We start from the raw sequence: 25585 nt of genomic DNA on the forward strand, positions 1-25585 counted from the left end.
CGTCACCATGGGTCCCCGCTTTCGCGAGGACGTCGTCGTTTGGTTGTGCGGTATTCCGACCGCCGTCTTCCCCGATTCTGCTTTCTTCTATCCCATGCAAGAAACCTTCATCAACATCAAATCCCTCGACATGGACGCGCGCGGCGTCGGCCACCTGGAGAACGAGGACGGCACGCAAGGCAAAGTGATCTTCGTCGAAGGCGCGCTGCCGGGCGAGCGCGTCAGCTTCGAGACCCTGCGCAAGAAGAAGAACTGGGAATCGGGCCGCATGGTCACGCTGCAGAAGGCGTCGTCGATGCGCGTCGAACCGAAATGCCCGCACTTCTGGCACTGCGGCGGCTGCTCGATGCAGCACCTGGAGCCGTCGGCGCAGGTCGCGATGAAGCAGCGCGTCCTGGAAGACAACCTGTGGCACATCGGGAAGACGAAGGCCGAGAACATCATGCGCCCGATGTACGGCCCCACGTGGGACTACCGCTACCGCGCGCGCCTGTCGGTGCGCTACGTGGCCAAGAAGGGCACGGTGCTGGTCGGCTTCCACGAGCGCCACTCGTCGTACGTGGCCGACATGACGAGCTGCGAGATCCTGCCGGACCACCTGTCCGCCATGCTCGTGCCGCTGCGCGAACTGGTGGGCGCGCTGTCGATCTACCAGCAGATGCCGCAGATCGAGATCGCCGTCGGCGAAGAGACGACCGTGCTCGTGCTACGCATCATGGCGCCGCTGAGCCCTGCGGACGAGACGCTCGTGAAAGCGTTCGCCGACCAATGGAATATCCAGTGGTGGCTGCAGCCGAAAGGCCCGGACACCGCCGCGCCGTACTACCCCCTGGGCAAGGAACTGTACTACACGCTGCCGGAATTCGGCATCAGGATGCCGTTCAAGCCGACCGACTTCACGCAGGTGAACCACCAGATCAACCGCCTGCTGGTGCACAAGGCGCTGACCCTTCTGGACGTGCAGCCGGGCGACCGCGTGGCGGACCTGTTCTGCGGCCTCGGCAACTTCACCTTGCCGCTGGCGACGCAGGCGCGCGAAGTCGTCGGCATCGAAGGCAGCACGGCGCTGACGACACGCGCGCTGGAAAACGCCAAGGCCAACGGCCTGGCCGACAAGACGACGTTCTACACGCGCAACCTGTTCGAGGTGACGAAGGACGACCTGATCGCGCTGGGTAAATTCGACCGCATGCTGGTCGACCCGCCGCGCGACGGCGCCGTCGCGCTGGCGATCGCGCTGGCCGAACTGCGCCTGACGCATCCGGACCTGCTGCCGCAGCGGATCGTGTACGTGTCGTGCAGCCCGTCGACCCTGGCGCGCGATGCCGGCATCCTGACGCACCGCGCCGGTTACGTGCTCAAGAAGGCGGGTGTGGCGAACATGTTCCCGCACACGTCGCACGTGGAATCGATCGGCGTGTTCGAGCGCCTCGAGAACTTCCAGCCGCGCGAATTCAGCACGCCGGACGTCGCCGAATAACGGTGGCGTTCGCGTGGGCGGAGGGCCGCCCACCCTACGGCTGCCGTAGGGTGGGCACCCCGTGCCCACGCGTTCAACGAGCGGCGACGCGGTCCAGCCGTAGGGTGGGCACCCCGTGCCCACGCGTTCAACGAGCGGCGACGCGGTCCAGCCGTAGGGTGGGCACCCCGTGCCCACGTGTTCAACGAGCGGCGACGCCGTCCAGCCGCAGGGTGGGCACCCGTGCCCACGCGTTCAACGAGCGGCGACGCCGTCCAGCCGTAGGGTGGGCACCCGTGCCCACGCGTTCAACGAGCGGCGACGCGGTCCAGCCGTAGGGTGGGCACCCCGTGCCCACGCGTTCAACGAGCGGCGACGCGGTACAGCCGTAGGGTGGGCACCCCGTGCCCACGCGTTCAACGAGCGGCGACGCCGTCCAGCCGTAGGGTGGGCACCCCGTGCCCACGCGTTCAACGGGCAGTGATCACCGCACGGCGACCCGGTCGAGCAGGGCGAATAATCCCGCCGGATCGACCGGCTTGACGAAATAACTGTCGAAGCCGGCATACGCCGCGCTGGCCTGGTCCGATTGCTGGCCATACCCGGTGATGGCGACGAGCGTCGCCCCGGTGCAGCCGGGCACCTTGCGCAGCCGGCGCGCCAGTTCGTAGCCGTTCATGCCGGGCAGGCCGATGTCGAGCAGGAACGCGTCGTAATGCGCCTGCGCGGCACGTTCCAGCGCCTCGCCCGGGTGGTGCATCACCGTCACGTGGTGGCCGCCCGATTCCAGCAACAGGCCCAGGGTCATCGCCGCGTCGACGTTATCGTCCACCAGCATCAGCGACAGCCCGCGCGCCGCGCCCGGTGCCGCGGGACCGGCCGCGGCCGTGCCGCCGGCGGGTGCGGTGGCGTTGTGCAGCCGCGGCAGGCGGATCGTGAATTCGCAGCCGAGGTTGCGGCCTTCGCTGGCCGCCGTCACCATCCCGCCGTGCAGTTCCACGAGACTCTTCACCAGCGCGAGGCCGAGCCCGAGTCCGCCCTGCGAGCGGTCCGGCGTGCGCTCCGCCTGGGAAAATAAATCGAATACGGTCGGCAGCAGTTCGGCGGAGATGCCGATGCCGTTGTCCGACACGGTCACGAGCACCTGCTCGGGCGTGATGCCCATCCAGATCGACAGCCGGCCGCCTTCGTGCGTGTACTTCGCCGCATTGTTCAGGAGGTTCGCGATCACCTGCACGAGGCGCTTCGGATCGCCTTCGACGATGGCCGGTTCCGTCGACAAATGCAGCGCCAGCTGGTGGCGGCGCGCCTCGATCAGCGGCCGCACCTGCTCCACCGCGTCGCCGATCACGCGGCGCAGGTCGACGTCCTCGCGCGTCAGCACGACGAGCCCGCGCGTGACGCGCGAAACGTCGAGCAGGTCGTCGATCAGGCCCGTCATGTGCGCCACCTGGCGCGCGATGATGGCGCTCGTGCGCTCCACGCGGACATTGTCCGGCGGACCGAGGTTCAGCAGTTGCGCGGCGGCCGAGATCGGCGCCAGCGGGTTACGCAGCTCGTGCGCCAGCATCGCGAGGAATTCGTCCTTGCGGCGGTCGGCGAGGCGCAGCGCGTCTTCCGCGCGCACGCGCTCGACGGCGCTCCACGCGCGCTCGGCGACGTCCTCGATCAGGCGCACGATGTCGGCGCTCCACACGCGCGGCAGGTTGTCGTTGATGAAGAGGCAGCTCGTCAGCGCGCCATTGCGGTTCAGCGGCACGACGACGGCGGAGCGGATCTGCAGCGCCGCGTAGTTCGGCCACACGTCGGGGCCGCTCGTGCGCGGGTCGCGCTGCAGGTCGCTCGACACCCACGTGCCCAGGCTCAGCGTGCTGAAATTCGCCACGCCGAACAGCGCGGCGGGGAAGGTGCCGTTCAGCTCGGCGACGATGCCGTCCGTGTAGTTCGAGTGGAAGGTCACGAGCTGCTTGTCGGCGTCGTAGTCGCCGTACAGCACGCGGCTGGCCTGCAGGAAGCGGCCCAGCATGGCGCCCGTCTGGACGAAGATCTGCGACGGGTCGTTCAGGCGGCGCAGCAGGTCCGACACTTCGAGCCGGAATTCGTTCATGTCGAGCAGCGTCGTCTGGCGCGCGACGGCGTCGCGCAAGGCCTGTTCGGCGCGCACGCGGTCCAGCGCTTCCCAGCTGCGCTCGGCGATGTCGGCGGCGAGGCGCTGCGCTTCCTCGTCCCAGTCGCGCGTCTGGGTGGAATAGCCGACGAGGGCCGCCACGAGCTGGCCACGCCTGACCTTGGGCACGACGAGGATCGCGCGCGCGCCCGCGGCCGCGTAGCGCTCGCCGCGCGCGGGCAGGCGCGGGTCGGCCGTCGCGTCGCGCACGGCCAGCGGCGAACCCGTGCGCAGCAGGGCCAGCGCCTGCGGGCCGAAATCGTCGAGGCGGGCGCGCCGGCCGATGAGCGGCGTGCCCGTGTCGCGGGCCCAGTCGTGCATCACTTCGAAGCTGCCGTCTTCCTCGTCCGTTTCGACATAGCAGGCGCGCTCGAGTTCCAGGTGCTTGCCGAGCAAGGTGCACGACCCTTCGATGATGTCGGACGGGTGGTGCAGGCGGCGCAGGCTGTCGACCACCTGCAGCTGCACGGCGTGGCGCCGCTCCAGTTGCACGCGCTGGGTCGTCTCGCTCGTCACGCACAGCATGCCGCGCACGGTGCCGGCATCGTCGCGCACCGGAGAATAGGCCAGCGTGAACCAGGCGTTGTACGGCTTGCCGTTGCGGTCGATCGGGCTCGGTACGTCCTCGCCGTACGTGGCGTGGCCCGCGAGGGCGCGTTCGACCAGCGGCTTCAGGCCGGGCCAGCGGTCGGGCCAGACCTGCGCCAGTGGGCGGCCGAGCGAAGCGGGATGGGTGCCGTCGAGGAGAGGGATGAAGGCGGCGTTGTACAGCAGCGCCAGGTGCGGACCCCAGGCGAGGTACATGGGGAATTCGGATTCGAGGATCAGGCTGACCGCATTGCGCAATGCGGGGCTCCAGCGGTCCGGCGGGCCGAGTGGGGACACCGACCAGTCATGGACGTGGTAACCGGCGCGGACGGCGCCGGTGCTGCCGAGGAGATGAAAGTCGCGCGTCGCTGCTTCCATGCCGATCGCTTCCGAGTCCGAAAGCGGTCATTCTATGCGCAAATGCATAAGCTGGAACGGCTATGAAAAAAAATACATTTTCCGCGCGAGAAACTCCGTTGATACCTGGAGAACAAAATGTCTCCGAAGGACCATTTGCGGCGGCAAACGTACAGCTGATGCCAAGGGGATTGGGTTTGATGGCAAGACTATAACGGACGTCCCGCACGCGTGGCGCACGGGACGTCGATATGTCATCGCGTCACGGCGGGCTCGGGAGCCCACCCTGCGGCATCGTTACAATCGCAGGATGGGCACCCCGTGCCCGCGATGGTCGTCAGAACTTGGCGCGCACACCGAACGTGATGTTCCGCCCCGGCAGCGGCGCAATATCCTTCAGCAGCGACGTGGCCAGGCGGATGTCTTCGTCGAGCAGGTTCTTCGCCGAGACGAAGTACGTCAGGTCCAGGTGCTCGAGCCTCTGCGTGTACGAGACATTGGCATTGACCTGGTTGTACGACGGCGTCGTGGACGTCTCGAACGCCGCGAGGCGGTCCTGGCCGCGGGCGTGCGTCCAGTCGAGGCCGGCGCGCCAGTGCGGCTGGCGGTAGCCGATCGCGGCGCCCACGCGGTCGGCCGGCTGCAGCGGCAGGTTGCCGGCGTCGTCGAGGTAGCCGCGCGACGTGTCCGCGAACACGCGGCCGTTCCAGCCCATGCCGATCTGGTTCCACGTCATCTCCGCTTCCGCCCCCTGGACGTGCGCCTTCGCCTGCTGGAACAGGCGCTGGCGGAAATCGCCGCCCGGATTGCCGTCCTCGTCGAACGACGCGTCCATGATGCGGCCGTAGATGAAGTTGTTGACGTTGTTGCGGTACGCGTTCACGCGCCAGCGCAGCAGGCCGCTCGTCTTTTGCAGCGACAGCTCGATGTTGCGCGAGATTTCCTTTCGCAGGTTCGGATCGCCCACGTCGAACGTGAGCGTGGCGTCGTGCGGGCCGCCCGAATACAGTTCCTCGGTCGCGGGCGCGCGCTGCGCGTACGACACCGTCGCGCCGGCCGAATAGCCTTTCGTGAACGACCACAGTGCGCCGATCGAGCCGGAGCCCAGGTCGAAGGTGCGCTCGCGGTTGGACACCGGCTTGCGGTCGACGTTTTCATAGCGCAGGCCCGCGTTCCAACGCAGCGGACCCTGGCTCCATTCCTCGACGAGGAAAGCGGCCTGCGTCGTCGAATGCGTGACGGGCACGGTGTCCGGCCCGCCTTCCGCGCTCAGCGCCGAGAAATGCGTGTTTTCCGTCTGCATGCCGAACGTGCCGTGCAGGCCCAGGGCCGTGATCGGCTTGTGCGTCAGCTCGACGCGCGATTCGAACGATTTGTTGGAGAACAGCGTGGCCGGCACGCCGTCGTCCAGTTCGGCGTGGTGGTAGTCCGTGTAGCCGGCCTTCACGCGCGCGCTCTCGAAGCCGGCGAGCGGGTTCTTGACGACGCTGTCGAAGTCGTAGCGGTTCTGGCGCTGGTCGATGTGCGATCCCTCGTCGGTCGGGATGCCATAGAAATTCGTCAGGTGCGAGGCCGACAGGCCCGCATAGCCCCAGTCGTCGATATACGAACCGCCGATGCCGATGTTGCGCTCCTTCGTGTCGGAATTCGGCAGCCGGTTCATGCGCGACGTGGGGTCGTTCACCACGCGCAGGTCGGGGATCTGGAAGTCGTCCGTGTTGCGCATGTTGCCGTCGAGGTGCAGGCCGATCTTGCCGACGGATCCGTCCAGGGTGCCGGACATGTCCTTGCCGTTGTCGACGGTGCTGAGGCGCGTCTCGACCTGGCCCGTCAACTTCGGTTCCAGCGCCGTCGGGATGCGTTCGTTGACGACGTTGACGAGGCCGCCGATGGCGCCCGAGCCGTACAGCAGGGCGGCGGGGCCGCGCAGGATCTCGATCTGGCGTGCGACGGCGCCTTCGGACGCGACGGCGTGGTCGTTCGACAGGCCGGACACGTCCGACGTCGCCATCCCGTTTTCCAGCATTTTCACGCGCGAACCTTCCATGCCGCGGATGATGGGGCGCGACGCGCCAGCGCCGAACGCGGACGCGGACACGCCCAGTTCGTTCTGCAGCGTCTCGCCCAGCGAGCTGCCGACCTTGTCGCGCAACTCGTCGCCTGCGAGCACTTTGGCCGGCGTGAGGATCTGGTCGCCTTCGCCGTTGCGCAGCGGGCTGGCGGTGACGACGACTTGCTGGATCTTGCCGTCGTTGATGGTTTCTTGATCGTCTGCGCGGACGGCCGGGTGGAAGGCAAGCAGGAGCGCGCTGGCGAGCAGCGTACGTTCGATTTTCATGATTTTCTACAATCTCAAGCGAATGGATAACGGCCCATACCGCCGGGACGCGCCGGGCGGTACGGAAAAGCGGGAGCGTTATCAGGCTTGAGGCGGCGCGCGCGACTGGAACGGGCAGGCCGTGAGCAGGCAGATGCCTGGCGTGGCCGGCACGGCGGGCGCGGCATAGGCCAGCTCGGCCGGGACGAATTGCCGCAGCGTGGATGGCAGCGCGAACGCGATCTGGGCGCTGGCCGCGCACTGGCCGCACAGGTCATGCAGGCCGGGCTTGGGCAGCTTGCCGGTGCCGTCGTCGTCCGTGTCGGCGCTGACCTGCTGGACGAGCGTGTCGTCGGCCTCGGTCCAGTGGGTATAGCCGTGGGCGAGCGACAACTGCTGCGAAACGAGCAGCAGCAGCGACAGCAATACGTGGACCAGGCTACGGGACATGGGGGACGGGATCGAAAGCGAACGGATATTGTACGCAGGGGCGTTCGGTTCTGACAATCATACTTTCAGTAAGGTCCTTAAGCTCAATTAAATTCGGGGTCAGGGCACATTTCGGAACAAATTCGGGGTCAGAGCCCTTTTCGGCGCACAATCTTCGAGGCAAGTTTCCTCTGCGTGCTGCAGTGGGATGCGGCGGTCGCATGGCGGTGGTACGGCTCGGCGTTACGTTTTCGTTGTGAGCCAGGACATTGATCAGAAATGTGCTCTGACCCCGAATTGGGGCAATAAAAAACCGGCCCGCAGGCCGGCTCTTCGATGCGAGCGGATGGATCAGTCGCGGTTGCCGAAGCCGATGCCCAGCAGTTGCAGCATGCTCGTGAACACGTTGTAGATGTCCAGGTAGATGGCCAGCGTCGCGCTGATGTAGTTGGTCTCGCCGCCGTTCACGATCCGGTTCACGTCGAACAGGATGAAGGCCGAGAAGATCACCATCGCGAGCACCGACACGACCAGCATCAGCGCCGGCAGGTGCAGGAAGATGTTGGCCAGGCCGGCCAGGATCACGACGATGGCGCCGGCGAACAGCCAGCTGCCCATGCCCGAGAAGTCGCGCTTGGACACGGTCGCGATCGTCGCCATCGTGGCGAACACGGCCGCAGTGCCCGCGAACGCGGTCATGATCAGTGTGCCGCCGTTGGAAAAGCCGAGCGTGAAGCGCAGCAGCGGCGTCAGCCACAAGCCCATGAAGAACGTGAAGGCGAGCAGGATCGGTACGCCGGCCGCCGAGTTCTTGGTCTTCTCGATCGCGAAGATGAAGCCGAACGCGATCGCGAGGAACAGGATCACGCCCATGCCGCTGGCAAAGATCGGCAGGGCCATTTGCAGGCCGATATAGGCGCCGAACACCGTCGGGATCATGGACAGTGCTAGCAACCAGTAAGTGTTGCGCAGCACGCGGTGACGCGTGGCCTGGATGGCCGAGACGTCGTAGGTTTTCTGCAGGCTGGGAATCATAATGCCTCCGTTGGAAGAAATCGCTTTGCTCCCCATATGGGGACGGGACCCGGCGTCAACAGGGGGGGATATGCTGGAAACGCAAGTTTTAAGTCTTGCCTAAGGGCCAGCGCGCACCCTGCCATGGACGAGGTCGAACCGATGTCACTGTATCATCCGCGGTCGCCCCTGCGCAATATCGGTGGCATCCCGGATGTATGGTAAAATAGAAGGTTGATTGAGTTCCCAAATCTCGATTTAAACCTTTCTTTTTATTGGAGTTTTTAAATGGCAATCGAACGCACCCTGTCGATCATCAAACCTGACGCAGTCGCTAAAAACGTGATCGGCCAAATCTACAGCCGTTTCGAAGGCGCGGGCCTGAAGATCGTCGCTGCCCGTATGGCCCAGCTGTCGCGCGCCGAAGCCGAAGGTTTCTACGCTGTCCACAAAGAGCGTCCGTTCTTCAAGGATCTGGTCGACTTCATGGTCTCGGGCCCGGTCATGATCCAGGTGCTGGAAGGCGAGAACGCGATTGCCAAGAACCGCGAACTGATGGGCGCAACCGATCCGAAGAAGGCCGACAAGGGCACCATCCGCGCCGACTTCGCCGACTCGATCGACGCCAACGCCGTGCACGGTTCGGACGCTGCCGAGACCGCCGCTGTCGAGATCGCTTACTACTTCCCGGCACTGAACGTCTACTCGCGTTAATCTTCGTAGCAAATTTTTTGTGTTGATCAGCCCCGTGCTGATTTAACATCGCAATATCCCGCTCGCCCATGCTCGAAGAGCCCGGCGGGCGGGACTTATTTTGAAGGCACAGGATTCAATCATGGCAACTCTCACCAACTTGCTGGACTTCGATCCCGCGCAGCTCGTCGCTTACTGCGCCGAGTTGGGGGAGAAGCCGTTCCGCGCGAAACAGCTGCAGCGCTGGATCCACCAGTTCGGCGTCGCCGATTTCGACGACATGACCGACCTGGCGAAGTCGCTGCGCGAAAAGCTCAAGACGCGCGCCGAAGTGCGTGCGCCGGCGATCATCAGCGACCACACGTCGAGCGACGGCACCCGCAAGTGGCTCGTCGACGTGGGCAACGGCAACGCAGTCGAAACCGTGTTCATTCCGGAAGAGACGCGCGGCACGCTGTGCATCTCCACGCAGGCCGGCTGCGCCGTCAACTGCCGCTTCTGCTCGACGGGCAAGCAGGGCTTCAACCGCAACCTCTCCGTGTCCGAGATCATCGGCCAGCTGTGGATGGCCGAGTTCGAGCTGCGCCGCACGAAGGGCATCGAGCCGGGGCCGAAAGGCGAGCGCCAGATCACGAACGTCGTCATGATGGGCATGGGCGAGCCGCTGCTGAACTTCGACCCGACCGTCACCGCATTGAAATTGATGCTGGACGATAATGCGTACGGCCTGTCGCGCCGCCGCGTGACCGTGTCGACGTCGGGCGTCGTGCCGAACATGGACAAGCTGTCGCAGGAATGCCCGGTGGCGCTGGCCGTGTCGCTGCACGGTTCGAACGACCCGCTGCGCGACATGCTCGTGCCGCTGAACAAGAAATACCCGCTGCGCGAGTTGATGGCCGCGTGCAAGCGCTACCTGGAATTTGCCCCGCGCGACTTCATCACGTTCGAATACTGCATGCTGGACGGGGTGAACGACACGGACGAGCATGCGCGCGAACTGGTCGCCCTCGTCAACGACCCGGTCGTCGGCGTGTCGTGCAAGTTCAACCTGATTCCGTTCAACCCGTTCCCGGAATCCGGCCTCGTGCGCTCGAAGAACCCGCGCATCAAGGCGTTCGCGCAGGTGCTGATGGATGCCGGCCTCGTCACGACGATCCGCAAGACGCGCGGCGACGACATCGACGCCGCCTGCGGCCAGCTGGCGGGCGAGGTCAAGGACCGTACCCGCGTGAACGAGCGCATGAGCAAGATGGCGGAATACCAGCAGAAATTCGGCCCGAACTTCGGCAAGATCGTGGAGATCTCGTCCTGATGGCGCGGCTGTCGGGACGCGTCGCCTGCGCACTCGCTGTGCCGTTGCTGTTGTCGGCATGCGCCGGCAATGGCGGCATGGCGGGCGAACCGCATGAGCTCAAGACGCTGTCCGACCAGACGGCCGCGGAAAAACGCGCCCAGATCCGCCTGCAACTGGCGGTGGGCTATTACCAGGAGCGCAAGTACGAGATCGCGCTGGACGAGGTCAAGCAGGCCATTGCCGCGGACCCGGACGATGCGGACGCGTACGGCGTGCGCGCCCTGATCTACACGGCGATGAACGAAAACCGTCTCGCCGACGAGAACTACCGGCACGCGCTGCGCCTGGCGCCGCGCAATCCGGACCTGTCGAACAATTACGGGCTGTTCCTGTGCGACGCCGGCGGCAAGCCGGCGGAGGCCATGGGCTATTTTGACGCGGCGCTGAAGAATCCAAATTACGCGACGCCGGTCAAAGCCATGGTGAACGCAGGTAACTGCAGCCTGAAGATGAAGAACGTCGACGCGGCCGAGCGCTATCTGCTCGACGCCCTGCGTTACGATCCCGACCTGCCGGCGACGAGCGCCGGCCTGGCCCGGGTGTATTTCGAGCGGCGCGATGTCACCCGCGCCGGGTTTTTCATTAACCGCCTGACGGAGACAGCGAAGCTCGACACGCTGTCGGCCGACGTGCTGTGGCTGGCCATCCGGGTCAAGCACATGCTCGGCGACCGGGCCACGGAAGCTTCGCTGGCGGCGCAGTTGCGCAAGCGCTTCCCCGGTTCGCCCGAGTACGCGGCCTTCGAGCGCGGTGCATTTAGTGAGTGAGACAACGACAATGAGTTCCGAGCGTGCAGATCAGCCGGCGACGCCCGACAACCAACCGCCTGTGCACGGTGTTCCCGGCCGGGTCCTGGCCGCGCAGCGCGAGGCGATGGGGTGGTCGGTCGAGCAGGTGGCCGACCAGTTGAAACTGGCGGTGCGCCAGGTCATCGCCCTGGAGGCGGGCGATTACGCGTCCCTGCCGAGTCCGGCCGTGACCCGTGGGTTCGTGCGGGCCTACGCCAAGCTGGTGAAGGTCGATCCGGCGCCGCTGGTGGCCCAGATCGCCATGGAGACCGAGCCCGCGCCCGATACGAGCGCCGTCACGGCGAACCGCCGGCCGACGCCGACCTCGTTCTCCCAATCGAAATTCCCGAGCCATGGCAAGCGTTCGTCCCTGCCGCTGGGGATGATCGCGGGCGCCGTCGTGGTCGTCGTGGCTGCCGCTGCCGCGGCGTGGCACTTCGGCTTCGTGCCGGGCAGCCAGCACGCCGAAACGGGTACCACCGTGGTCACGCCGGCCTCGACCGGTGCCTCGACCGAGGCCGCCAACGGCAGCTCCGTCGAGGCCCTGCAGAATCCGGCCGTGCCGCTGATTTCCGTGCCGGGTCCGAGCGCGAGCGCATCGGCGCCGGCAACGACTGCCGCACCGGGTGCCGTCGTCAATGTGCCGGGTACGACCGCGACCGGCGCGCCGCCGACGACTGTTCCCGCGGCACCGGCCGCGGCGCCGGGCGCCACGTCGCCTGCAACACCGACGCCGGCCGCGGCGGCGGCGACCGCGCAGGCTGCGCCGACGCCAGCCGCCGCCGGCGCCAACGCCCTCGTGCTGAACGTGCGCGAGGATTCGTGGATCGAAGTCCGTCCGGCCAAGGGCGGCGCGCCGCTGTTCTCGCGCCTCGTCAAGGGCGGCAGCACGGAGACGGTCAGCGTCGACCAGCCGGTGCGCGTCACGGTCGGCAATCCGGGCGGCGTCACGGCCACGCTGCGCGGCACGGCAGTCGCCCTGCCGCAAGTGCCGGGCAAGACGATCTCCCGCGTGAATTTGCAGTAAGAACGGAAGCAACGAGATGACTTTTTCGAACAACGCCAACGACCCGATCGGTTCCGGCCCGCTGGCGCGCCGCGCCAGCCGCGGCGTGGTCGTACGGCATGGCGCGCGCAAGGTGATCGTCGGTGGCGATGCCCCGGTCGTCGTGCAGTCGATGACGAACACGGACACGGCCGACGTGATCGGCACCGCCATCCAGGTCAAGGAACTGGCGCGTGCCGGTTCCGAGATCGTGCGCATCACCGTGAACACGCCGGAAGCGGCGGCCGCCGTGCCGGCGATCCGCGAACAGCTCGACAGGATGGACGTCGACGTCCCCCTCGTCGGCGACTTCCACTACAATGGCCACCTGCTGCTGCGCGATTATCCCGAGTGCGCGCAGGCGCTGTCGAAATACCGCATCAATCCCGGTAACGTGGGGCAGGGCGCCAAGCGCGACACCCAGTTCGCCCAGATGATCGAAACCGCGATCCGCTACGACAAGCCGGTGCGCATCGGCGTCAACTGGGGCAGCCTCGACCAGGCGCTGCTCGCCCGCATCATGGACGAGAACGCCGCCCGCGCCCAGCCGTGGAGCGCGCAGTCGGTGATGTATGAAGCGCTGATCACGTCGGCGATCGAGAACGCGCAGCGCGCCGAAGAAATTGGTATGCGGCGCGACCAGATCGTCCTGTCGTGCAAGGTGTCGGGCGTGCAGGACCTGATCGCCGTCTACCGCGAACTCGCAAAGCGCTGCGACTATGCGCTGCACCTGGGCCTGACGGAAGCGGGCATGGGCAGCAAGGGCATCGTCGCGTCGACGGCTGCGCTGTCCGTGCTGCTGCAGGAAGGGATCGGCGACACGATCCGCATCTCGCTGACGCCGGAACCGGGCGGCGACCGCACGAAGGAAGTGGTCGTCGGCCAGGAAATCCTGCAGACGATGGGCCTCCGCAAGTTCACGCCGATGGTGATCGCGTGCCCGGGCTGCGGCCGCACGACGTCGACCGTGTTCCAGGAACTGGCCGACAACATCCAGACCTTCCTGCGCGAGCAGATGCCGGAATGGAAGAAGACCTACCCGGGCGTCGAGGCGATGAACGTGGCCGTGATGGGCTGCATCGTGAACGGGCCGGGCGAGTCGAAGCACGCGAACATCGGCATCTCGCTGCCGGGCACGGGCGAATCGCCGGCGGCCCCGGTCTTTGTGGATGGGCAAAAGGTCGCTACACTGCGGGGCGAGCGGATCGTGGATGAGTTCAAGACGATCGTGCTCGATTACGTACAGAAGAATTACGGCAAAGCAGCCGAAACAGCGGTTTGAACGTAGGGTGGGCACCCCGTGCCCAAGCAAAAGCCGACATGACGCAACCGTCACGCGTGGGCTCGGGGAGCCCACCCTACGCATGGAAAGCACAAGCATATGTCTGACAAAAAAGAGAAAATCGTCGCCATCAAAGGCATGAACGACATCCTGCCGGCCGACGCGCCGCTGTGGGAACTGTTCGAAAACACCGCGGAATCCGTGCTGAAGAGCTACGGCTACCAGAAGATCGTCACCCCGATCGTCGAGGAAACCGGCCTGTTCGCGCGCGCCATCGGCGCCGTCACCGACATCGTCGAGAAGGAGATGTATTCCTTCACCGATTCGATGAACGGCGACCAGCTGACCCTGCGTCCGGAAGGCACGGCCGGCGTCGTGCGCGCCGTCATCGAGCACAACCTGGCCTACGACGGTCCGAAGCGCCTGTGGTACAAGGGCCCGATGTTCCGCCACGAGCGTCCGCAGCGCGGCCGCTACCGCCAGTTCTTCCAGTTCGGCGCGGAAGCCATCGGCTTCTCCGGCCCGGACATCGACGCGGAACTGATCATGCTGTGCCGCCGCCTGTGGGACGACCTGGGCCTCGACAACATCCGCCTCGAACTGAACTCGATCGGCAACGCGGAAGAGCGCCAGCGCCACCGCGCCGACCTGATCGCCTACTTCGAAGCGAACATCGACGCCCTCGACGCCGAAGCCAAGCGCCGCCTGCACGCGAACCCGCTGCGCATCCTGGACACGAAGAACCCGGCGATGCAGGACCTCGTCAACAACGCGCCGAAGCTGCTGGACTACCTGGGCGGCGAATCGCTCGCGCACTTCGAGGGCCTGAAGCAGATCCTCGACGCGAACAACGTCCAGTACACGGTCAACCCGCGTCTCGTGCGCGGCCTCGATTACTACAACCGCACCGTGTTCGAGTGGGTCACGGACATGCTGGGCGCGCAGGGCACCGTGTGCGCCGGCGGCCGCTACGATCCGCTGATCGAGACGTTCGGCGGCAAGCCGACGCCGGGCATCGGCTTCGCGATGGGCATCGAGCGCCTGATCGAGCTGATGAAGGCGCAGGGCGAACCGGCCGAGCCGGCCCAGTGCGACGTCTACCTCGTGCACCAGGGGGAAGACGCGCAGATGAAGGCGTTCATCCTCGGCGAGCGCATCCGCGACGCGGGCCTGGACGTCGTCCTGCACTGCGCCACCCCGGCCGGCGCGGGCAGCTTCAAGAGCCAGATGAAGAAGGCCGACGGTTCCGGCGCCGCGTTCGCCGTGATCATCGGCGAGGACGAGGTCAACAACGGCGTCGTCGCCGTGAAATCCCTGCGTGACAGCGAAGGCGGCCAGCAGCAGACGAGCGTGCCGTTCGACGAAGCCGTCGACTTCATCGTCGACCAGATCGTCGGTGGCCACGACCACGACCACGATCACGACCACGTGCACTACCATCCATAATTACGAACCCGCGCAGACACGCGGAAACTTCCCGAACCCGCGCAGACGCGCGGGAACTTCCCAACACACGATAACGAAGAAGACGAACGTCCATGGCATACGATCTCGAAGAACAAGAACAGATAGCCAATTTCAAGGCCTTCTGGGACCGCTTTGGCAACCTGATCACCTGGGTGCTGATCATCGCGCTGGGGGGCTACGCCGCCTGGAACTTCTGGGGCTCGCACCAGCGCTCGCAGGCCGCGGAAGCGTCCGGCCTGTATGACGGCCTGACCGAAGCGATCGCAGCGAAGGATGCGGCCAAGGTCCAGCGCATCACGGGCGACATCGAGAACAAGTTCGGCTCGACCGCCTATGCGCCGATGGCCGCGCTGGCCGCCGCCAAGGCCGCGTTCGACGCGAACGACCTGAAAACCGCGAAGGCCCAGTTGCAATGGGCGGTCGACCATGGCGACGACGAGTACAAGGCGATCGCGAAGCTGCGCCTGTCCGGCGTGCTGCTGGACGAGAAAGCGTTCGACCAGGCGCTGGCGCTGCTGAACGGCGAGTTCCCGGCGCAGTTCGCGGCCGAGGTGCAGGACCGCAAGGGCGACGTCCTCGTCGCGCAGAACAAGCTGGCGGAAGCCCGCGCGGCGTACCAGGCGGCGCTCGACAAGATGGAGAAGAACCATCCGGGCCGCCAGGTCGTGCAGGTCAAGCTGGATGCCATTGGCGGCGCGCCGGCACCGAAAGCAGCCTGAAGACCGTCGTTCCCGCGCAGGCGGGAACCCAAGTTTGCAAGCGTCGCCGTAACGCAAGCAAAAATTGGATCCCCGCCTTCGCGGGGACGACGTATTTTTAAATAACAAGGTAAATAAGACATGCGTATTACCCGGAAGCTCGTTGGTGTCGGTATGTTCGCCCTGATGGCGGGCTGCTCCTCGCTCAATCCGTTCGCGTCCAAACCGAAGGGCAACCAGCCCACGCCACTGGTCGACCTGAAAGGTTCGATGGCCGTGCGCACGGCGTGGAAGCTGGAAGTCGGCAAGTCGCAGAGCTATATGTTCTCGCCCGCCGTCGCCGACAACACCATCATCGCGGCCGGGGGCGACGGCACCATCGTGCGCGCGGAAGCGGCCACCGGCCGCCAGATCTGGCGCACGAAGGCCGGCATCGACCTGACGGCGGGCGTCGGCACGGACGGCAGCGTCATCGTGCTGGGCGGCGCCAAAGGCACGCTGCTGGCATTCGACATGGACGGCAAGAAGCTGTGGGATGCCCAGCTGTCTTCCGAGATCCTGTCGTCGCCGGTCGTGGGCCAGGGCATCGTCGTCGCGCGCAGCATCGACAACCGCATCGTCGGCTACGACGCGAAGACGGGCCAGAAGAAGTGGACCGTGCAGCGCAACGCACCGGCGCTCACGCTGCGCCTCGCGCCGGGCATGGTCATCCACGACAAGGACGTGCTGGTTGCACAGCCGGGCGGCAAGCTGATGTCGCTGATCCTCGCCACCGGCGCGCCGCGCTGGGAGATCGAGGTCGGCGTCGCCCGCGGCGCGACGGAACTGGAGCGCGTCACCGACATGGGCGGCACGCCGGTCGTCATCGACAACGACGTGTGCGCCGTGTCGTACCAGGGCCGCGTCGGCTGCTTCGACCTGGCCACGGGCAGCCCGCGCTGGACCCGCGACCTGTCGTCGGAAGTCGGCGTCGCCGCGGACCAGCGCTTCGTCTTCGTCCCGGACGACAAGGGCGCCCTCTACGCGTACAACCGCGACAGCGGCACGAGCGCGTGGAAGAACGACAAGCTGGCCTACCGCCGCCTGTCCACGCCGGTGTCGTACGGCCGTGCCGTCGCCGTCGGCGACTACCAGGGTTACGTGCACTTCCTGTCGCGCGAGGACGGCTCGTTCCTGTCCCGCGCCGCCACGGACGGCAGCGCCATCGAATCCACGCCGCTGGTCGTCGGTTCGAACCTGATTTTTCAAACACAAAATGGAACCGTGACCGCCATCGCGGTCGAATAAGATTCAATGAAGCCGGTAATCGCACTCGTAGGTCGTCCCAACGTCGGAAAGTCGACCTTATTCAACCGCATGACCCGCTCGCGCGACGCGCTGGTGGCGGACTTGCCCGGCCTGACGCGCGACCGCCACTACGGCGAAGGGCGCATGGGCGAACGTCCGTTCCTGGTCATCGATACCGGCGGTTTCGAGCCGGTCGCCAAGGAAGGCATCATGCACGAGATGGCGCTGCAGACGCGCCAGGCCGTCGCCGAGGCCGATATCGTCATGTTCATCGTGGACGGCCGCCAGGGCCTCACGCCGCACGACAAGACCATCACGGACTTCCTGCGCAAGTCGGGCCGCAAGGTCATGCTCGTCGTGAACAAGAGCGAGGGCATGAAGTACACGTCCGTCACCGCCGACTTCTATGAGCTGGGCATGGGCGATCCGTACGTGATCTCCGCCGCCCACGGCGACGGCGTGCTGGACCTCGTCAACGAGGCCATCGACGTCGCCGTCCAGCAGCGTCCGGAGGAAGCCGAGGAGTTCGATCCGGCCGACTACGGCGTCAAGATCGCGCTGGTCGGCCGTCCGAACGTCGGCAAGTCCACGCTGATCAACACCCTCGTCGGCGAGCAGCGCGTGATCGCGTTCGACATGCCGGGCACCACGCGCGACTCGATCGAAGTCCCGTTCGAAAAAGGCGGCAAGCACTACACGCTGATCGACACGGCCGGCATCCGCCGCCGCGGCAAGGTGTTCGAGGCCATCGAGAAGTTCTCGGTCGTGAAGACGCTGCAGTCGATCTCGGAAGCGAACGTCGTCGTGCTGATGCTGGACGCGCAGCAGGACATCTCCGAGCAGGACGCGCACATCGCCGGCTTCATCCTGGAGACGGGCCGCGCGCTCGTCGTCGCCGTCAACAAGTGGGACGGCCTGACGTCCGACGTGCGCGACCAGGTCAAGAACGACATCGACCGCAAGCTGAACTTCCTCGACTTCGCGGAGACGAAATTCATCTCGGCGCTGAAGGGCACCGGCATCAACCACCTGATGAAGGCGATCGACACGGCGTACGCCGCGGCGACCGCGAAGCTGTCCACGCCGCGCCTGACGCGCGCGCTGCAGGAAGCGATCGAGAAGCAGGAGCCGAAGCGCAAGGGCAGCACGCGCCCGAAGATGCGTTACGCGCACCAGGGCGGCCAGAACCCGCCGATCATCGTCATCCACGGCAATGCGCTGGATGGCGTCACGGAACCGTACAAGCGTTACCTGGAAAAGCATTTCCGCGATACGTTCGATCTCATTGGCACGCCGCTGCGCATCGAGCTCAAGAGCGGCAAGAATCCGTTCGCCAAGGAGTAGGGTGGGCGGCCCTCCGCCCACGCGTAACGCCAACGGAATGCGAACGTCACGCGTGGGCGCGGGGTGCCCACCCAACGTGCGTAACCCATTTGCGGTAAATGTTTTCCGCGCGGGTTTTAAGCCAGGTTTAACCATAGCAGTACGACAAAAAAGAGCAAAACAGGTTACAGTTAGCTTGGGCGAACATTCACAGCTTGAGAATGTTGGCGCAGCCACTTGAAATCCGGCATCCCGCCACAATTTTTATACGACAACAACATCACGGAGCTGTCATGAGCAACAAAGGGCAACTGTTACAAGACCCATTCCTCAACGCCTTGCGCAAAGAGCACGTCCCCGTCTCGATCTACCTGGTCAACGGGATCAAGCTTCAGGGCCACATCGAGTCCTTCGACCAGTACGTCGTCCTCCTGCGTAACACCGTCACCCAAATGGTGTACAAGCATGCGATCTCTACCGTCGTTCCGGCCCGTGCGGTCAATCTCAACCTCGAACAAGACGCCGAGTGAGGTCGATGGCTGACGTTTCCGGCAACACCATGCGCGCCGCCCTGGTCGGTATCGATTTCAACGCTGGCGATTTCAAAGCCAGCCTGGAAGAACTGGCCCTGCTGGCGCGTTCGGCTGGGGCCGAACCGATCAGCACGATCACCGCGAAGCGCAACAGTCCCGATCCTGCGTATTTCGTCGGCAGCGGCAAGGCCGACGAAATCGCGCAGGCCGTTCTCGCCGACAAGGTCGAGATCGTCATTTTCAACCACGCCCTGTCGCCCGCCCAGCAGCGTAACCTGGAGCGGCGGCTCAATGTGCGCGTGGTCGACCGTACCAGCCTGATCCTCGACATCTTCGCGCAGCGCGCGCAGAGCCACGAGGGCAAGCTGCAGGTCGAACTGGCCCAGCTGCAGCACCTGGCCACGCGCCTGATCCGCGGCTGGACCCACCTGGAACGCCAGAAGGGCGGTATCGGCCTGCGCGGTCCCGGTGAAACCCAGCTCGAGACCGACCGCCGCCTCATCGGCGAGCGCGTCAAGATGCTGCGCACCCGTCTCACCAAGCTGCGCAAGCAGCACGAGACCCAGCGCCGTTCGCGCGGGCGCAACCAGACTTTTTCCGTGTCGCTCGTCGGCTATACCAACGCCGGCAAGTCGACCCTGTTCAACACCCTGACGAAGGCCGGGGTGTACGTCGCGAACCAGCTGTTCGCAACGCTCGACACGACGTCGCGCCGCCTGTACCTCGGTCCGGATACCGGCAACGTGGTCGTGTCCGATACCGTCGGATTCGTGCGCGAACTGCCGCACCAGCTGGTCGCCGCTTTCCGCGCCACGCTGGAAGAAACCATCCACGCCGACCTGCTGCTGCACGTCGTCGACGGTGCTTCTCCCGTGCGGATGGAGCAGATCGAGCAGGTCAACGAGGTCCTGCGCGAGATCGGCGCCGACCATATCCCGCAAATCCTGGTCTGGAACAAGATCGATGCGGCCGGCCTCGAGCCGGAGATCGAGCGTGATGAATATGGTAAGATCAGCCGCGTTTTCATCAGCGCCCGGAGCGGCGCCGGCCTCGATCTGCTGCGCGACGCGATCGTCGAGGCGGCCGGCAGCCCGGCCGTTGTGCCGGTTGTCGACGAGCACCCCGACCTCATGCCCGCGACTCCCCATCCCGGACCACACTAGTCTATGCTTGTTTCTCTGATCAAACGGATCGGCGCGCGGCTCGCGCCGACCGGTCGTCACGCCGGCGCGGGCAAGGCCGGCGTTCCCGTGTTCTCGCTGAACGATCCGCGCTGGGGCCACAACCCCAAGTCGAACGAGGGCCGCCGCCCGAACAATAACAACAAGAACGACAACGACGGTCCGCCCGACCTCGACCAGCTGTGGCGCGATTTCAACCAGCGCCTCAACAAGCTGTTCGGCGGCAAGCGCGGCGGCGACGGCGGTCCGTTTCGTCCGGACGCGCGCGGCGTCGGCCTCACGGCCACCGTCGTCGGCGCCATCGCCCTCCTGATCTGGCTCGCCAGCGGCGCGTTCATCGTGCAGGAAGGGCAGGTCGGCATCGTCACGACGTTCGGCCGGCTGTCGCACGTGACGGGCGCCGGCTTCAACTGGCGCTGGCCCGCGCCGTTCCAGTCGCACGAGACCGTCAACACGGCGCAAGTGCAGACGACCGAGATCGGCTACCGCGCCAATGTGCGCAACAAGCAGCCGAGCGAAGCGCTGATGCTGACGGGCGACGAGAACATCGTCGACGTCCAGTTCTCCGTGCAGTACAAGATCAAGGACCCGGTCGCGTGGGTGTTCAACAACCGCGACCAGGTCGAGACCATCCGTGACTCGGCCGAGACCGTCGTGCGCGAACTCGTCGGCCAGCACAAGATGGACACCGTCCTGTACACGGGCCGCGACAAGCTGGCGGCGGAAGCGCGCGAAGCGATCCAGCGCCTGGCCGACCGCTACAAGATGGGCGCGGAGATCGTCGGCGTGACGATGCAGTCCGTGCAGCCGCCCGACCAGGTCGCCGCCGCGTTCGAGGACGCCGGCAAGGCGCAGGAGGAGCGTGTCCGTGCGCGCAGCGAAGCGCAGGCGTTTGCCGACGAGGTCATCCCGCAGGCGAAGGGCAAGGCCGCCCGCCTGCTGCAGGATGCCGAAGCGTACCGCGCCAGCGTGGTGAGCGTCGCCACCGGCAACGCCGCGCGCTTCGACAAGATCGTGGCCGAGTATGCGAAAGCCCCGGCCGTCACGCGCGACCGCATGTATATCGAGACGATGCAGCAAATTCTTTCCAGCACCAGCAAGGTCATGATCGACGCCAAGAGCGGCAACAACACGATCTACCTGCCGCTCGACCGCCTGCTGGCCCAGTCGACGGCCAACGAGGCGGCGCGCGGCGCCAATTCCGGTCCGATGATGGCACCGCAGCAGAACCCGGCGCAGCAGCCGGCACCGGCCCTGGCGCAGCCGCAGCCGCAGCCGCAGACGGAAGTCTCGGCCGGCGAATCGAACCGCACGCGCGACCTGCGCAGCCGCGACACCGGCCGCGAACGGGAGAGCCGCTGATGAGCCGTCTGTTAGCCATCCTGATCGGCGCCGCCATCGCGGTGGCGCTCGTGTCGTCGTCCGTGTTCGTCGTCGACCAGCACCGTTACGCCGTCGTGTACGCGCTCGGCGAACTGCGCGAGGTCATCCAGGAACCGGGCCTGAACATCAAGGCGCCGCCGCCGTTCCAGAACGTCGTCTTCCTCGATAAACGCCTGCAGACGCTCGACACGCCCGACGGCGAGCGCTTCCTGACGGCGGAAAAGAAGGACCTGCTCGTCGATGCGTTCGTGAAATGGCGCATCGTGAATCCGCGCCAGTACGTGATCGCCATCGGCAGCAACGCCGACCGCGGCGGCGAGCGCCTGAACCAGCTCGTGCGCAATGCGCTCACGGCCGAGATCGGCAAGCGCAGCCTGGCCGACGTGCTGACGGGCGGCAAGCGCACGGACGTGGCGAATGCCGTGCGCGCCGACCTGGCCCCGGAAGCGAAAGACCTCGGCGTGGAAGTCGTCGACGTGCACCTGAAGCGCATCGACTTCATCGACCAGGTCAACAATGCCGTGTACGAACGCATGAAGGCCGACCGCGTGCGCGTGGCGAACGAACTGCGCGCGACGGGCGTGGCCGAGGCGGAGACGATCCGTGCCGACGCCGAGCGCCAGCGCAGCGTGATCCTCGCCGACGCCCAGCGCGACGCCGAGACGATCAAGGGAGAAGGCGATGCGCAGGCGTCGCAGATCTATGCCCAGTCGTTCGGCAAGAACCCGGAGTTCTACCGGTTCTACCGCTCGATGGAAGCGTACAAGGCCACGTTCAAGGGCCGCAACGACGTGATCGTGCTGGATTCCAGTTCCGAGTTCCTCAAGTATTTCAAGGGCCCGGGCGCCGGAAAATAATCGCTGCCGCAATCGGTGGGCACGGGGTGCCCACCCTACGAATCCATGGTGCCGTTGGGTGGGCACCCCGTGCCCACGCGTCACGGTCACGTGGAGTATCGGCAACGTTGGCATTCGTTTCATCGCCAACCGCCCGGCGTTTTCGGTTAAAATCGTCGATTCGGCGGAATGAACGCGTGCAAAGCCGCGTTCATGCTGCCCGAATGTTGTCCGACTTTTAATAACCCGACCCGCTTTGCCCATGCCCACCTGGCTCCTGCCCGAGAATATCGCCGACGTCCTGCCGTCCGAAGCGCGCAAGATCGAAGAGCTGCGCCGCCTGATGCTCGACACCTTCCGTACCTACGGCTACGAACTCGTGATGCCGCCGCTGCTCGAATACGTCGATTCGCTGCTGGCCGGCGCCGGACAGGACACCGATTTCCGCACCTTCAAGCTCGTCGATTCGATGAGCGGCCGCCTGCTCGGCCTGCGCGCCGACATGACGACGCAGGTCGCCCGCATCGACGCCCACCTGCTGAACCGCGACACCGTCACCCGCCTGTGCTATGCCGGCAGCGTGCTGCACACGCAGCCGTCCGGCCTGCACGCGACCCGCGAGCCGCTGCAGATCGGCGCCGAGATCTATGGCCACGCCGGCCTCGAAGCGGACGCGGAGATCCAGGAACTGGCGCTGGCGTCGCTCGCGCTGGCCGGCTTCGAACAGCCGCGCCTGGACCTGTCGCACGTCGGCGTGCTGCGCGCGATCCTCGCCGAGGATGCCGCCGCCAAGCGCGACGAGCAGCTGCTGTACTCGCTGCTGCGCTCGAAGGACGTCCCGGGCCTGGAAGAGGCAACGGTAAGCTACAACGAACAAACCCGCGCCGCGCTGCTGGCGCTGCCGAACCTGTACGGCGACATCGACGTGCTGGCCCGCGCCAAGGATGTGCTGCCGGCGCTGCCGGGGATCGCCCGCGCGCTGGCGGAACTCGCCGCGCTGGCCGGTTCCGCGCTGGGCCGCGCCCAGATCGCGATCGACCTCGCCGACCTGCGCGGCTACCAGTACGAAAGCGGCGCCATGTTCGCGCTGTACGTGCCGGGCCTGCCGAACGCGGTGGCCAGGGGCGGGCGCTACGACCACGTGGGCGAAGCCTTCGGCCGCGCGCGTCCGGCCACGGGCTTCTCGCTCGACCTGCGCGAACTGGCCCGGCTGCTGCCGACGGCCGAGCGCAAGCACTCCATTCGTGCCCCCTGGGGCAACGCGCCCGAGCTGCGCGAAAAAATCGCTGAACTGCGCAAAGCGGGCGAAGTGGTGATCCAGTCCATGCCGGGTCACGACAATGTACAGGACGAGTTCGAGTGCGACCGTGTGCTCGTCCTCGAACAAGGAAATTGGATTCTCAAAAACTTAGGTTAATGATGTCAAATACTGCTAAGAACGTCGTTGTCATCGGCACCCAGTGGGGCGATGAAGGCAAGGGTAAGATCGTCGACTGGCTGACCGACCATGCCGCCGGCGTGGTGCGTTTCCAGGGCGGCCACAATGCCGGCCACACGCTGGTGATCAAGGGCCAGAAGACCGCGCTGCAACTGATCCCGTCGGGCATCATGCGCGAAGGCGTGGCCTGCTATATCGGCAACGGCGTCGTCGTCTCCGTACCGGACGTGATGCGCGAGATCGACAAGCTGGAAGCGGCCGGCGTGGAAGTCGCGTCGCGCCTGAAGATCTCGGAAGCCTGCCCGGTCATCTTGCCGTACCACGTCGCCATCGACGTCGCCCGCGAAGCCAAACGCGGCGTCAACAAGATCGGCACGACGGGCAAGGGCATCGGCCCGGCCTACGAAGACAAGGTCGCGCGCCGCGCGATCCGCATCGCCGACCTGCTGAACGAAACCCGCTTTGCCGAGAAGCTGCGCGAGAACCTGGAATACCACAACTTCGTGCTGACCGGTTTCCTGGGCGGCCAGGCGCTTGACTTCCAGAAGGTGTACGACGACGCGATGGCCCTCGTGCCGCGCCTGCGTCCGATGGTCGGCGACGTGTCGTCCGCGCTGTACGCGACGCACAACGCCGGCGGCCACCTGCTGTTCGAAGGCGCGCAAGGCTCGCTGCTGGACGTCGACCACGGCACGTACCCGTTCGTCACCTCGTCGAATTGCGTGGCCGGCAACGCCGCCGCCGGTTCGGGCGTCGGTCCGGGCATGCTGCACTACATCATGGGCATCACCAAGGCCTACACGACCCGCGTGGGTTCGGGCCCGTTCCCGTCGGAACTGCCGACGGATGCCGGTGTGGGCGAACACCTGTCGCGCATCGGCCACGAGTTCGGCACCGTGACGGGCCGCGCCCGCCGCTGCGGCTGGTTCGACGCCGCGCTGCTGCGCCGCTCCGTGCAGATCAACGGCGTGTCGGGCATGTGCCTGACCAAGCTGGACGTGCTGGACGGCCTGGACACGCTGAAGCTGTGCACCGGCTACAAGATCGACGGCCGCGACGTGGACATCTTCCCGGTCGGCGCGGAAGAAGCCGCGGCCTGCGTGCCGGTGTACGAAGAGATGCCGGGCTGGACGGGCACCACCGTCGGCGCGAAGTCGATGGACGAGCTGCCGGCCAACGCGCGTGCCTACATCAAGCGCATCGAAGAACTGGTCGGCGTGCCGGTGGACATGGTGTCGACCGGTCCGGATCGCGAAGAAACCATCGTGCTGCGCCACCCGTTCGCAGCCTGATATGAAACATCGTCCCCGCCGCGCCACCCGTGGGGCGGGGACACCAGCCACAAGCAGAAGTTAGCCATAAGCAAAAACTAGGATAATCCAAATGACGACGCCTTCCTCGACCGACAAGGACCTGTGGGTCTCCTGGGATGAATACAACCGCCTGATCGAGCGCCTGGCGCTCAAGGTGTACGAATCGAACTGGAAGTTCGACATGGTGCTGTGCCTCGCGCGCGGCGGCGTGCGCCCGGGCGACGCGATCTCGCGCATCTTCGACGTGCCGCTGGCGATCCTGTCGACCAGCTCGTACCGCGAAGAAGCGGGCACGAAGCAGGGCGACCTGGACATCGCCAAGTACATGACGATGACCAAGGGCCCGCTGGCCGGCCGCATCCTGCTGGTCGACGACCTGGCCGATTCGGGCGTCACCCTGATGCGCGTGCGCGAGCACCTGCAGGAGAACTACCAGGACGTCACGGAAGTGCGTTCGGCCGTCATCTGGGTCAAGGGCACGTCGTCGATCAAGCCGGATTACCACCTGGTCGACCTGCCGCACAATCCGTGGATCCACCAGCCGTTCGAGGATTACGACGGGCTGCGTCCGCACCAGCTGTCGTCGTGGCTGAAGAAGTTCGAGCAGAACTGATTCACGCAGATGCGAAAACA

The 25585-nt window shown here is 65.9% G+C and carries 21 protein-coding genes; 17 read left to right on the forward strand and 4 right to left on the reverse strand.

The genetic code is table 11. The features are described 5' to 3' along the window. Positions 1 to 94: 94 nt before the first annotated feature. Positions 95 to 1480 (forward strand): 23S rRNA (uracil(1939)-C(5))-methyltransferase RlmD, encoded by a 1386-nt coding sequence (rlmD, locus tag ACEN98_RS10450; RefSeq protein WP_413384084.1) that lies wholly within the window; start codon positions 95 to 97, stop codon positions 1478 to 1480. Between the two features lie 463 nt (positions 1481 to 1943). Here rlmD and ACEN98_RS10455 read toward each other — a convergent pair whose 3' ends face one another. The 4 genes from ACEN98_RS10455 to ACEN98_RS10470 form a co-directional block, all read right to left on the reverse strand. Further along, a complete protein-coding gene (locus ACEN98_RS10455) occupies positions 1944 to 4592 on the reverse strand; it encodes an ATP-binding protein (protein WP_413384086.1) in 2649 nt (882 codons plus the stop codon). 316 nt (positions 4593 to 4908) lie between these two features. Further along, on the reverse strand, positions 4909 to 6909 hold the full coding sequence (locus ACEN98_RS10460) for a TonB-dependent receptor (RefSeq protein WP_413384088.1): 2001 nt from the start codon (positions 6907 to 6909) through the stop codon (positions 4909 to 4911). 81 nt (positions 6910 to 6990) lie between these two features. Beyond that, on the reverse strand, positions 6991 to 7338 hold the full coding sequence (locus tag ACEN98_RS10465; RefSeq protein ID WP_413384090.1) for a hypothetical protein: 348 nt from the start codon (positions 7336 to 7338) through the stop codon (positions 6991 to 6993). Between the two features lie 330 nt (positions 7339 to 7668). Further along, positions 7669 to 8352 carry a Bax inhibitor-1/YccA family protein gene (locus ACEN98_RS10470; RefSeq protein WP_056132240.1) on the reverse strand — a complete coding sequence of 228 codons (684 nt, stop codon included), beginning with the start codon at positions 8350 to 8352 and terminating at the stop codon, positions 7669 to 7671. A 267-nt stretch (positions 8353 to 8619) separates the two neighbouring features. On the opposite strand from ACEN98_RS10470, the gene ndk reads away from it, so the two are divergent. The 16 genes from ndk (at position 8620) to ACEN98_RS10550 (ending at position 25565) form a co-directional block, all read left to right on the forward strand. Then, positions 8620 to 9045: a nucleoside-diphosphate kinase gene (gene ndk / locus ACEN98_RS10475; RefSeq protein ID WP_036240108.1), complete on the forward strand. Its 426-nt coding sequence runs from the start codon at positions 8620 to 8622 to the stop codon at positions 9043 to 9045. A 118-nt stretch (positions 9046 to 9163) separates the two neighbouring features. Beyond that, the gene (rlmN, locus tag ACEN98_RS10480) at positions 9164 to 10336 is read left to right on the forward strand and encodes a 23S rRNA (adenine(2503)-C(2))-methyltransferase RlmN (RefSeq protein ID WP_156404002.1); all 1173 of its coding nucleotides are present in this window, start codon (positions 9164 to 9166) and stop codon (positions 10334 to 10336) included. After that, positions 10336 to 11145 (forward strand): type IV pilus biogenesis/stability protein PilW, encoded by an 810-nt coding sequence (gene pilW / locus ACEN98_RS10485; RefSeq protein ID WP_413384092.1) that lies wholly within the window; start codon positions 10336 to 10338, stop codon positions 11143 to 11145. The genes rlmN and pilW overlap by 1 nt, the downstream gene beginning before the upstream one ends. 10 nt (positions 11146 to 11155) lie before the next feature. Continuing rightward, the gene (locus ACEN98_RS10490) at positions 11156 to 12193 is read left to right on the forward strand and encodes a helix-turn-helix domain-containing protein (protein ID WP_413384094.1); all 1038 of its coding nucleotides are present in this window, start codon (positions 11156 to 11158) and stop codon (positions 12191 to 12193) included. Between the two features lie 16 nt (positions 12194 to 12209). After that, the gene (gene ispG, locus ACEN98_RS10495) at positions 12210 to 13493 is read left to right on the forward strand and encodes a flavodoxin-dependent (E)-4-hydroxy-3-methylbut-2-enyl-diphosphate synthase (RefSeq protein WP_413384096.1); all 1284 of its coding nucleotides are present in this window, start codon (positions 12210 to 12212) and stop codon (positions 13491 to 13493) included. A gap of 99 nt (positions 13494 to 13592) precedes the next feature. Beyond that, a complete protein-coding gene (gene hisS, locus ACEN98_RS10500) occupies positions 13593 to 14939 on the forward strand; it encodes a histidine--tRNA ligase (protein ID WP_413384098.1) in 1347 nt (448 codons plus the stop codon). 92 nt (positions 14940 to 15031) lie between these two features. Then, entirely contained in the window at positions 15032 to 15679 is a 648-nt protein-coding gene (locus ACEN98_RS10505) for a YfgM family protein (RefSeq protein ID WP_413384100.1), read from the forward strand. A gap of 120 nt (positions 15680 to 15799) precedes the next feature. Beyond that, positions 15800 to 16945, forward strand: coding sequence for an outer membrane protein assembly factor BamB (bamB, locus tag ACEN98_RS10510; RefSeq protein ID WP_413384102.1), 1146 nt, complete (start codon positions 15800 to 15802; stop codon positions 16943 to 16945). 6 nt (positions 16946 to 16951) lie between these two features. Further along, entirely contained in the window at positions 16952 to 18289 is a 1338-nt protein-coding gene (gene der / locus ACEN98_RS10515) for a ribosome biogenesis GTPase Der (protein WP_413341570.1), read from the forward strand. Between the two features lie 272 nt (positions 18290 to 18561). Continuing rightward, entirely contained in the window at positions 18562 to 18798 is a 237-nt protein-coding gene (gene hfq / locus ACEN98_RS10520; RefSeq protein WP_036168820.1) for an RNA chaperone Hfq, read from the forward strand. A gap of 29 nt (positions 18799 to 18827) precedes the next feature. Next, on the forward strand, positions 18828 to 19964 hold the full coding sequence (gene hflX / locus ACEN98_RS10525; RefSeq protein ID WP_413341573.1) for a GTPase HflX: 1137 nt from the start codon (positions 18828 to 18830) through the stop codon (positions 19962 to 19964). A 3-nt stretch (positions 19965 to 19967) separates the two neighbouring features. Further along, on the forward strand, positions 19968 to 21344 hold the full coding sequence (gene hflK, locus ACEN98_RS10530; protein WP_413384105.1) for an FtsH protease activity modulator HflK: 1377 nt from the start codon (positions 19968 to 19970) through the stop codon (positions 21342 to 21344). After that, complete coding sequence (hflC, locus tag ACEN98_RS10535; protein WP_413384107.1) at positions 21344 to 22222, forward strand: protease modulator HflC; 879 nt, start codon at positions 21344 to 21346, stop codon at positions 22220 to 22222. The genes hflK and hflC overlap by 1 nt, the downstream gene beginning before the upstream one ends. A gap of 241 nt (positions 22223 to 22463) precedes the next feature. After that, positions 22464 to 23618 (forward strand): ATP phosphoribosyltransferase regulatory subunit, encoded by a 1155-nt coding sequence (locus tag ACEN98_RS10540; RefSeq protein WP_413384109.1) that lies wholly within the window; start codon positions 22464 to 22466, stop codon positions 23616 to 23618. Beyond that, on the forward strand, positions 23618 to 24931 hold the full coding sequence (locus tag ACEN98_RS10545; protein ID WP_371768021.1) for an adenylosuccinate synthase: 1314 nt from the start codon (positions 23618 to 23620) through the stop codon (positions 24929 to 24931). Before ACEN98_RS10540 ends, ACEN98_RS10545 begins: the two co-directional genes overlap by 1 nt. A 91-nt stretch (positions 24932 to 25022) precedes the next feature. Then, on the forward strand, positions 25023 to 25565 hold the full coding sequence (locus ACEN98_RS10550; protein ID WP_413342888.1) for a phosphoribosyltransferase: 543 nt from the start codon (positions 25023 to 25025) through the stop codon (positions 25563 to 25565). Positions 25566 to 25585: the final 20 nt, after the last annotated feature.

This window comes from Massilia sp. CT11-137 (assembly GCF_047302885.1).
In the GTDB taxonomy this organism is placed as follows: Bacteria; Pseudomonadota; Gammaproteobacteria; order Burkholderiales; family Burkholderiaceae_D; genus Telluria; species Telluria orientalis.

What these genes read in the sequence shown, in the direction of transcription:
- ispG (WP_413384096.1), top strand. Translation starts at nt 12,210, where the DNA reads ATGACTTTTTCGAACAACGCCAACGACCCGATCGGTTCCGGCCCGCTG.
- bamB (WP_413384102.1), top strand. Translation starts at nt 15,800, where the DNA reads ATGCGTATTACCCGGAAGCTCGTTGGTGTCGGTATGTTCGCCCTGATG.
- hflC (WP_413384107.1), top strand. Translation starts at nt 21,344, where the DNA reads ATGAGCCGTCTGTTAGCCATCCTGATCGGCGCCGCCATCGCGGTGGCG.
- ACEN98_RS10470 (WP_056132240.1), bottom strand. Translation starts at nt 8,352, where the DNA reads ATGATTCCCAGCCTGCAGAAAACCTACGACGTCTCGGCCATCCAGGCC.
- hflX (WP_413341573.1), top strand. Translation starts at nt 18,828, where the DNA reads ATGCGCGCCGCCCTGGTCGGTATCGATTTCAACGCTGGCGATTTCAAA.
- ACEN98_RS10550 (WP_413342888.1), top strand. Translation starts at nt 25,023, where the DNA reads ATGACGACGCCTTCCTCGACCGACAAGGACCTGTGGGTCTCCTGGGAT.
- hflK (WP_413384105.1), top strand. Translation starts at nt 19,968, where the DNA reads ATGCTTGTTTCTCTGATCAAACGGATCGGCGCGCGGCTCGCGCCGACC.
- hisS (WP_413384098.1), top strand. Translation starts at nt 13,593, where the DNA reads ATGTCTGACAAAAAAGAGAAAATCGTCGCCATCAAAGGCATGAACGAC.
- der (WP_413341570.1), top strand. Translation starts at nt 16,952, where the DNA reads ATGAAGCCGGTAATCGCACTCGTAGGTCGTCCCAACGTCGGAAAGTCG.
- ACEN98_RS10465 (WP_413384090.1), bottom strand. Translation starts at nt 7,338, where the DNA reads ATGTCCCGTAGCCTGGTCCACGTATTGCTGTCGCTGCTGCTGCTCGTT.
- ACEN98_RS10540 (WP_413384109.1), top strand. Translation starts at nt 22,464, where the DNA reads ATGCCCACCTGGCTCCTGCCCGAGAATATCGCCGACGTCCTGCCGTCC.
- hfq (WP_036168820.1), top strand. Translation starts at nt 18,562, where the DNA reads ATGAGCAACAAAGGGCAACTGTTACAAGACCCATTCCTCAACGCCTTG.
- ndk (WP_036240108.1), top strand. Translation starts at nt 8,620, where the DNA reads ATGGCAATCGAACGCACCCTGTCGATCATCAAACCTGACGCAGTCGCT.
- rlmD (WP_413384084.1), top strand. Translation starts at nt 95, where the DNA reads ATGCAAGAAACCTTCATCAACATCAAATCCCTCGACATGGACGCGCGC.
- ACEN98_RS10490 (WP_413384094.1), top strand. Translation starts at nt 11,156, where the DNA reads ATGAGTTCCGAGCGTGCAGATCAGCCGGCGACGCCCGACAACCAACCG.
- ACEN98_RS10505 (WP_413384100.1), top strand. Translation starts at nt 15,032, where the DNA reads ATGGCATACGATCTCGAAGAACAAGAACAGATAGCCAATTTCAAGGCC.
- ACEN98_RS10460 (WP_413384088.1), bottom strand. Translation starts at nt 6,909, where the DNA reads ATGAAAATCGAACGTACGCTGCTCGCCAGCGCGCTCCTGCTTGCCTTC.
- pilW (WP_413384092.1), top strand. Translation starts at nt 10,336, where the DNA reads ATGGCGCGGCTGTCGGGACGCGTCGCCTGCGCACTCGCTGTGCCGTTG.
- ACEN98_RS10455 (WP_413384086.1), bottom strand. Translation starts at nt 4,592, where the DNA reads ATGGAAGCAGCGACGCGCGACTTTCATCTCCTCGGCAGCACCGGCGCC.
- ACEN98_RS10545 (WP_371768021.1), top strand. Translation starts at nt 23,618, where the DNA reads ATGATGTCAAATACTGCTAAGAACGTCGTTGTCATCGGCACCCAGTGG.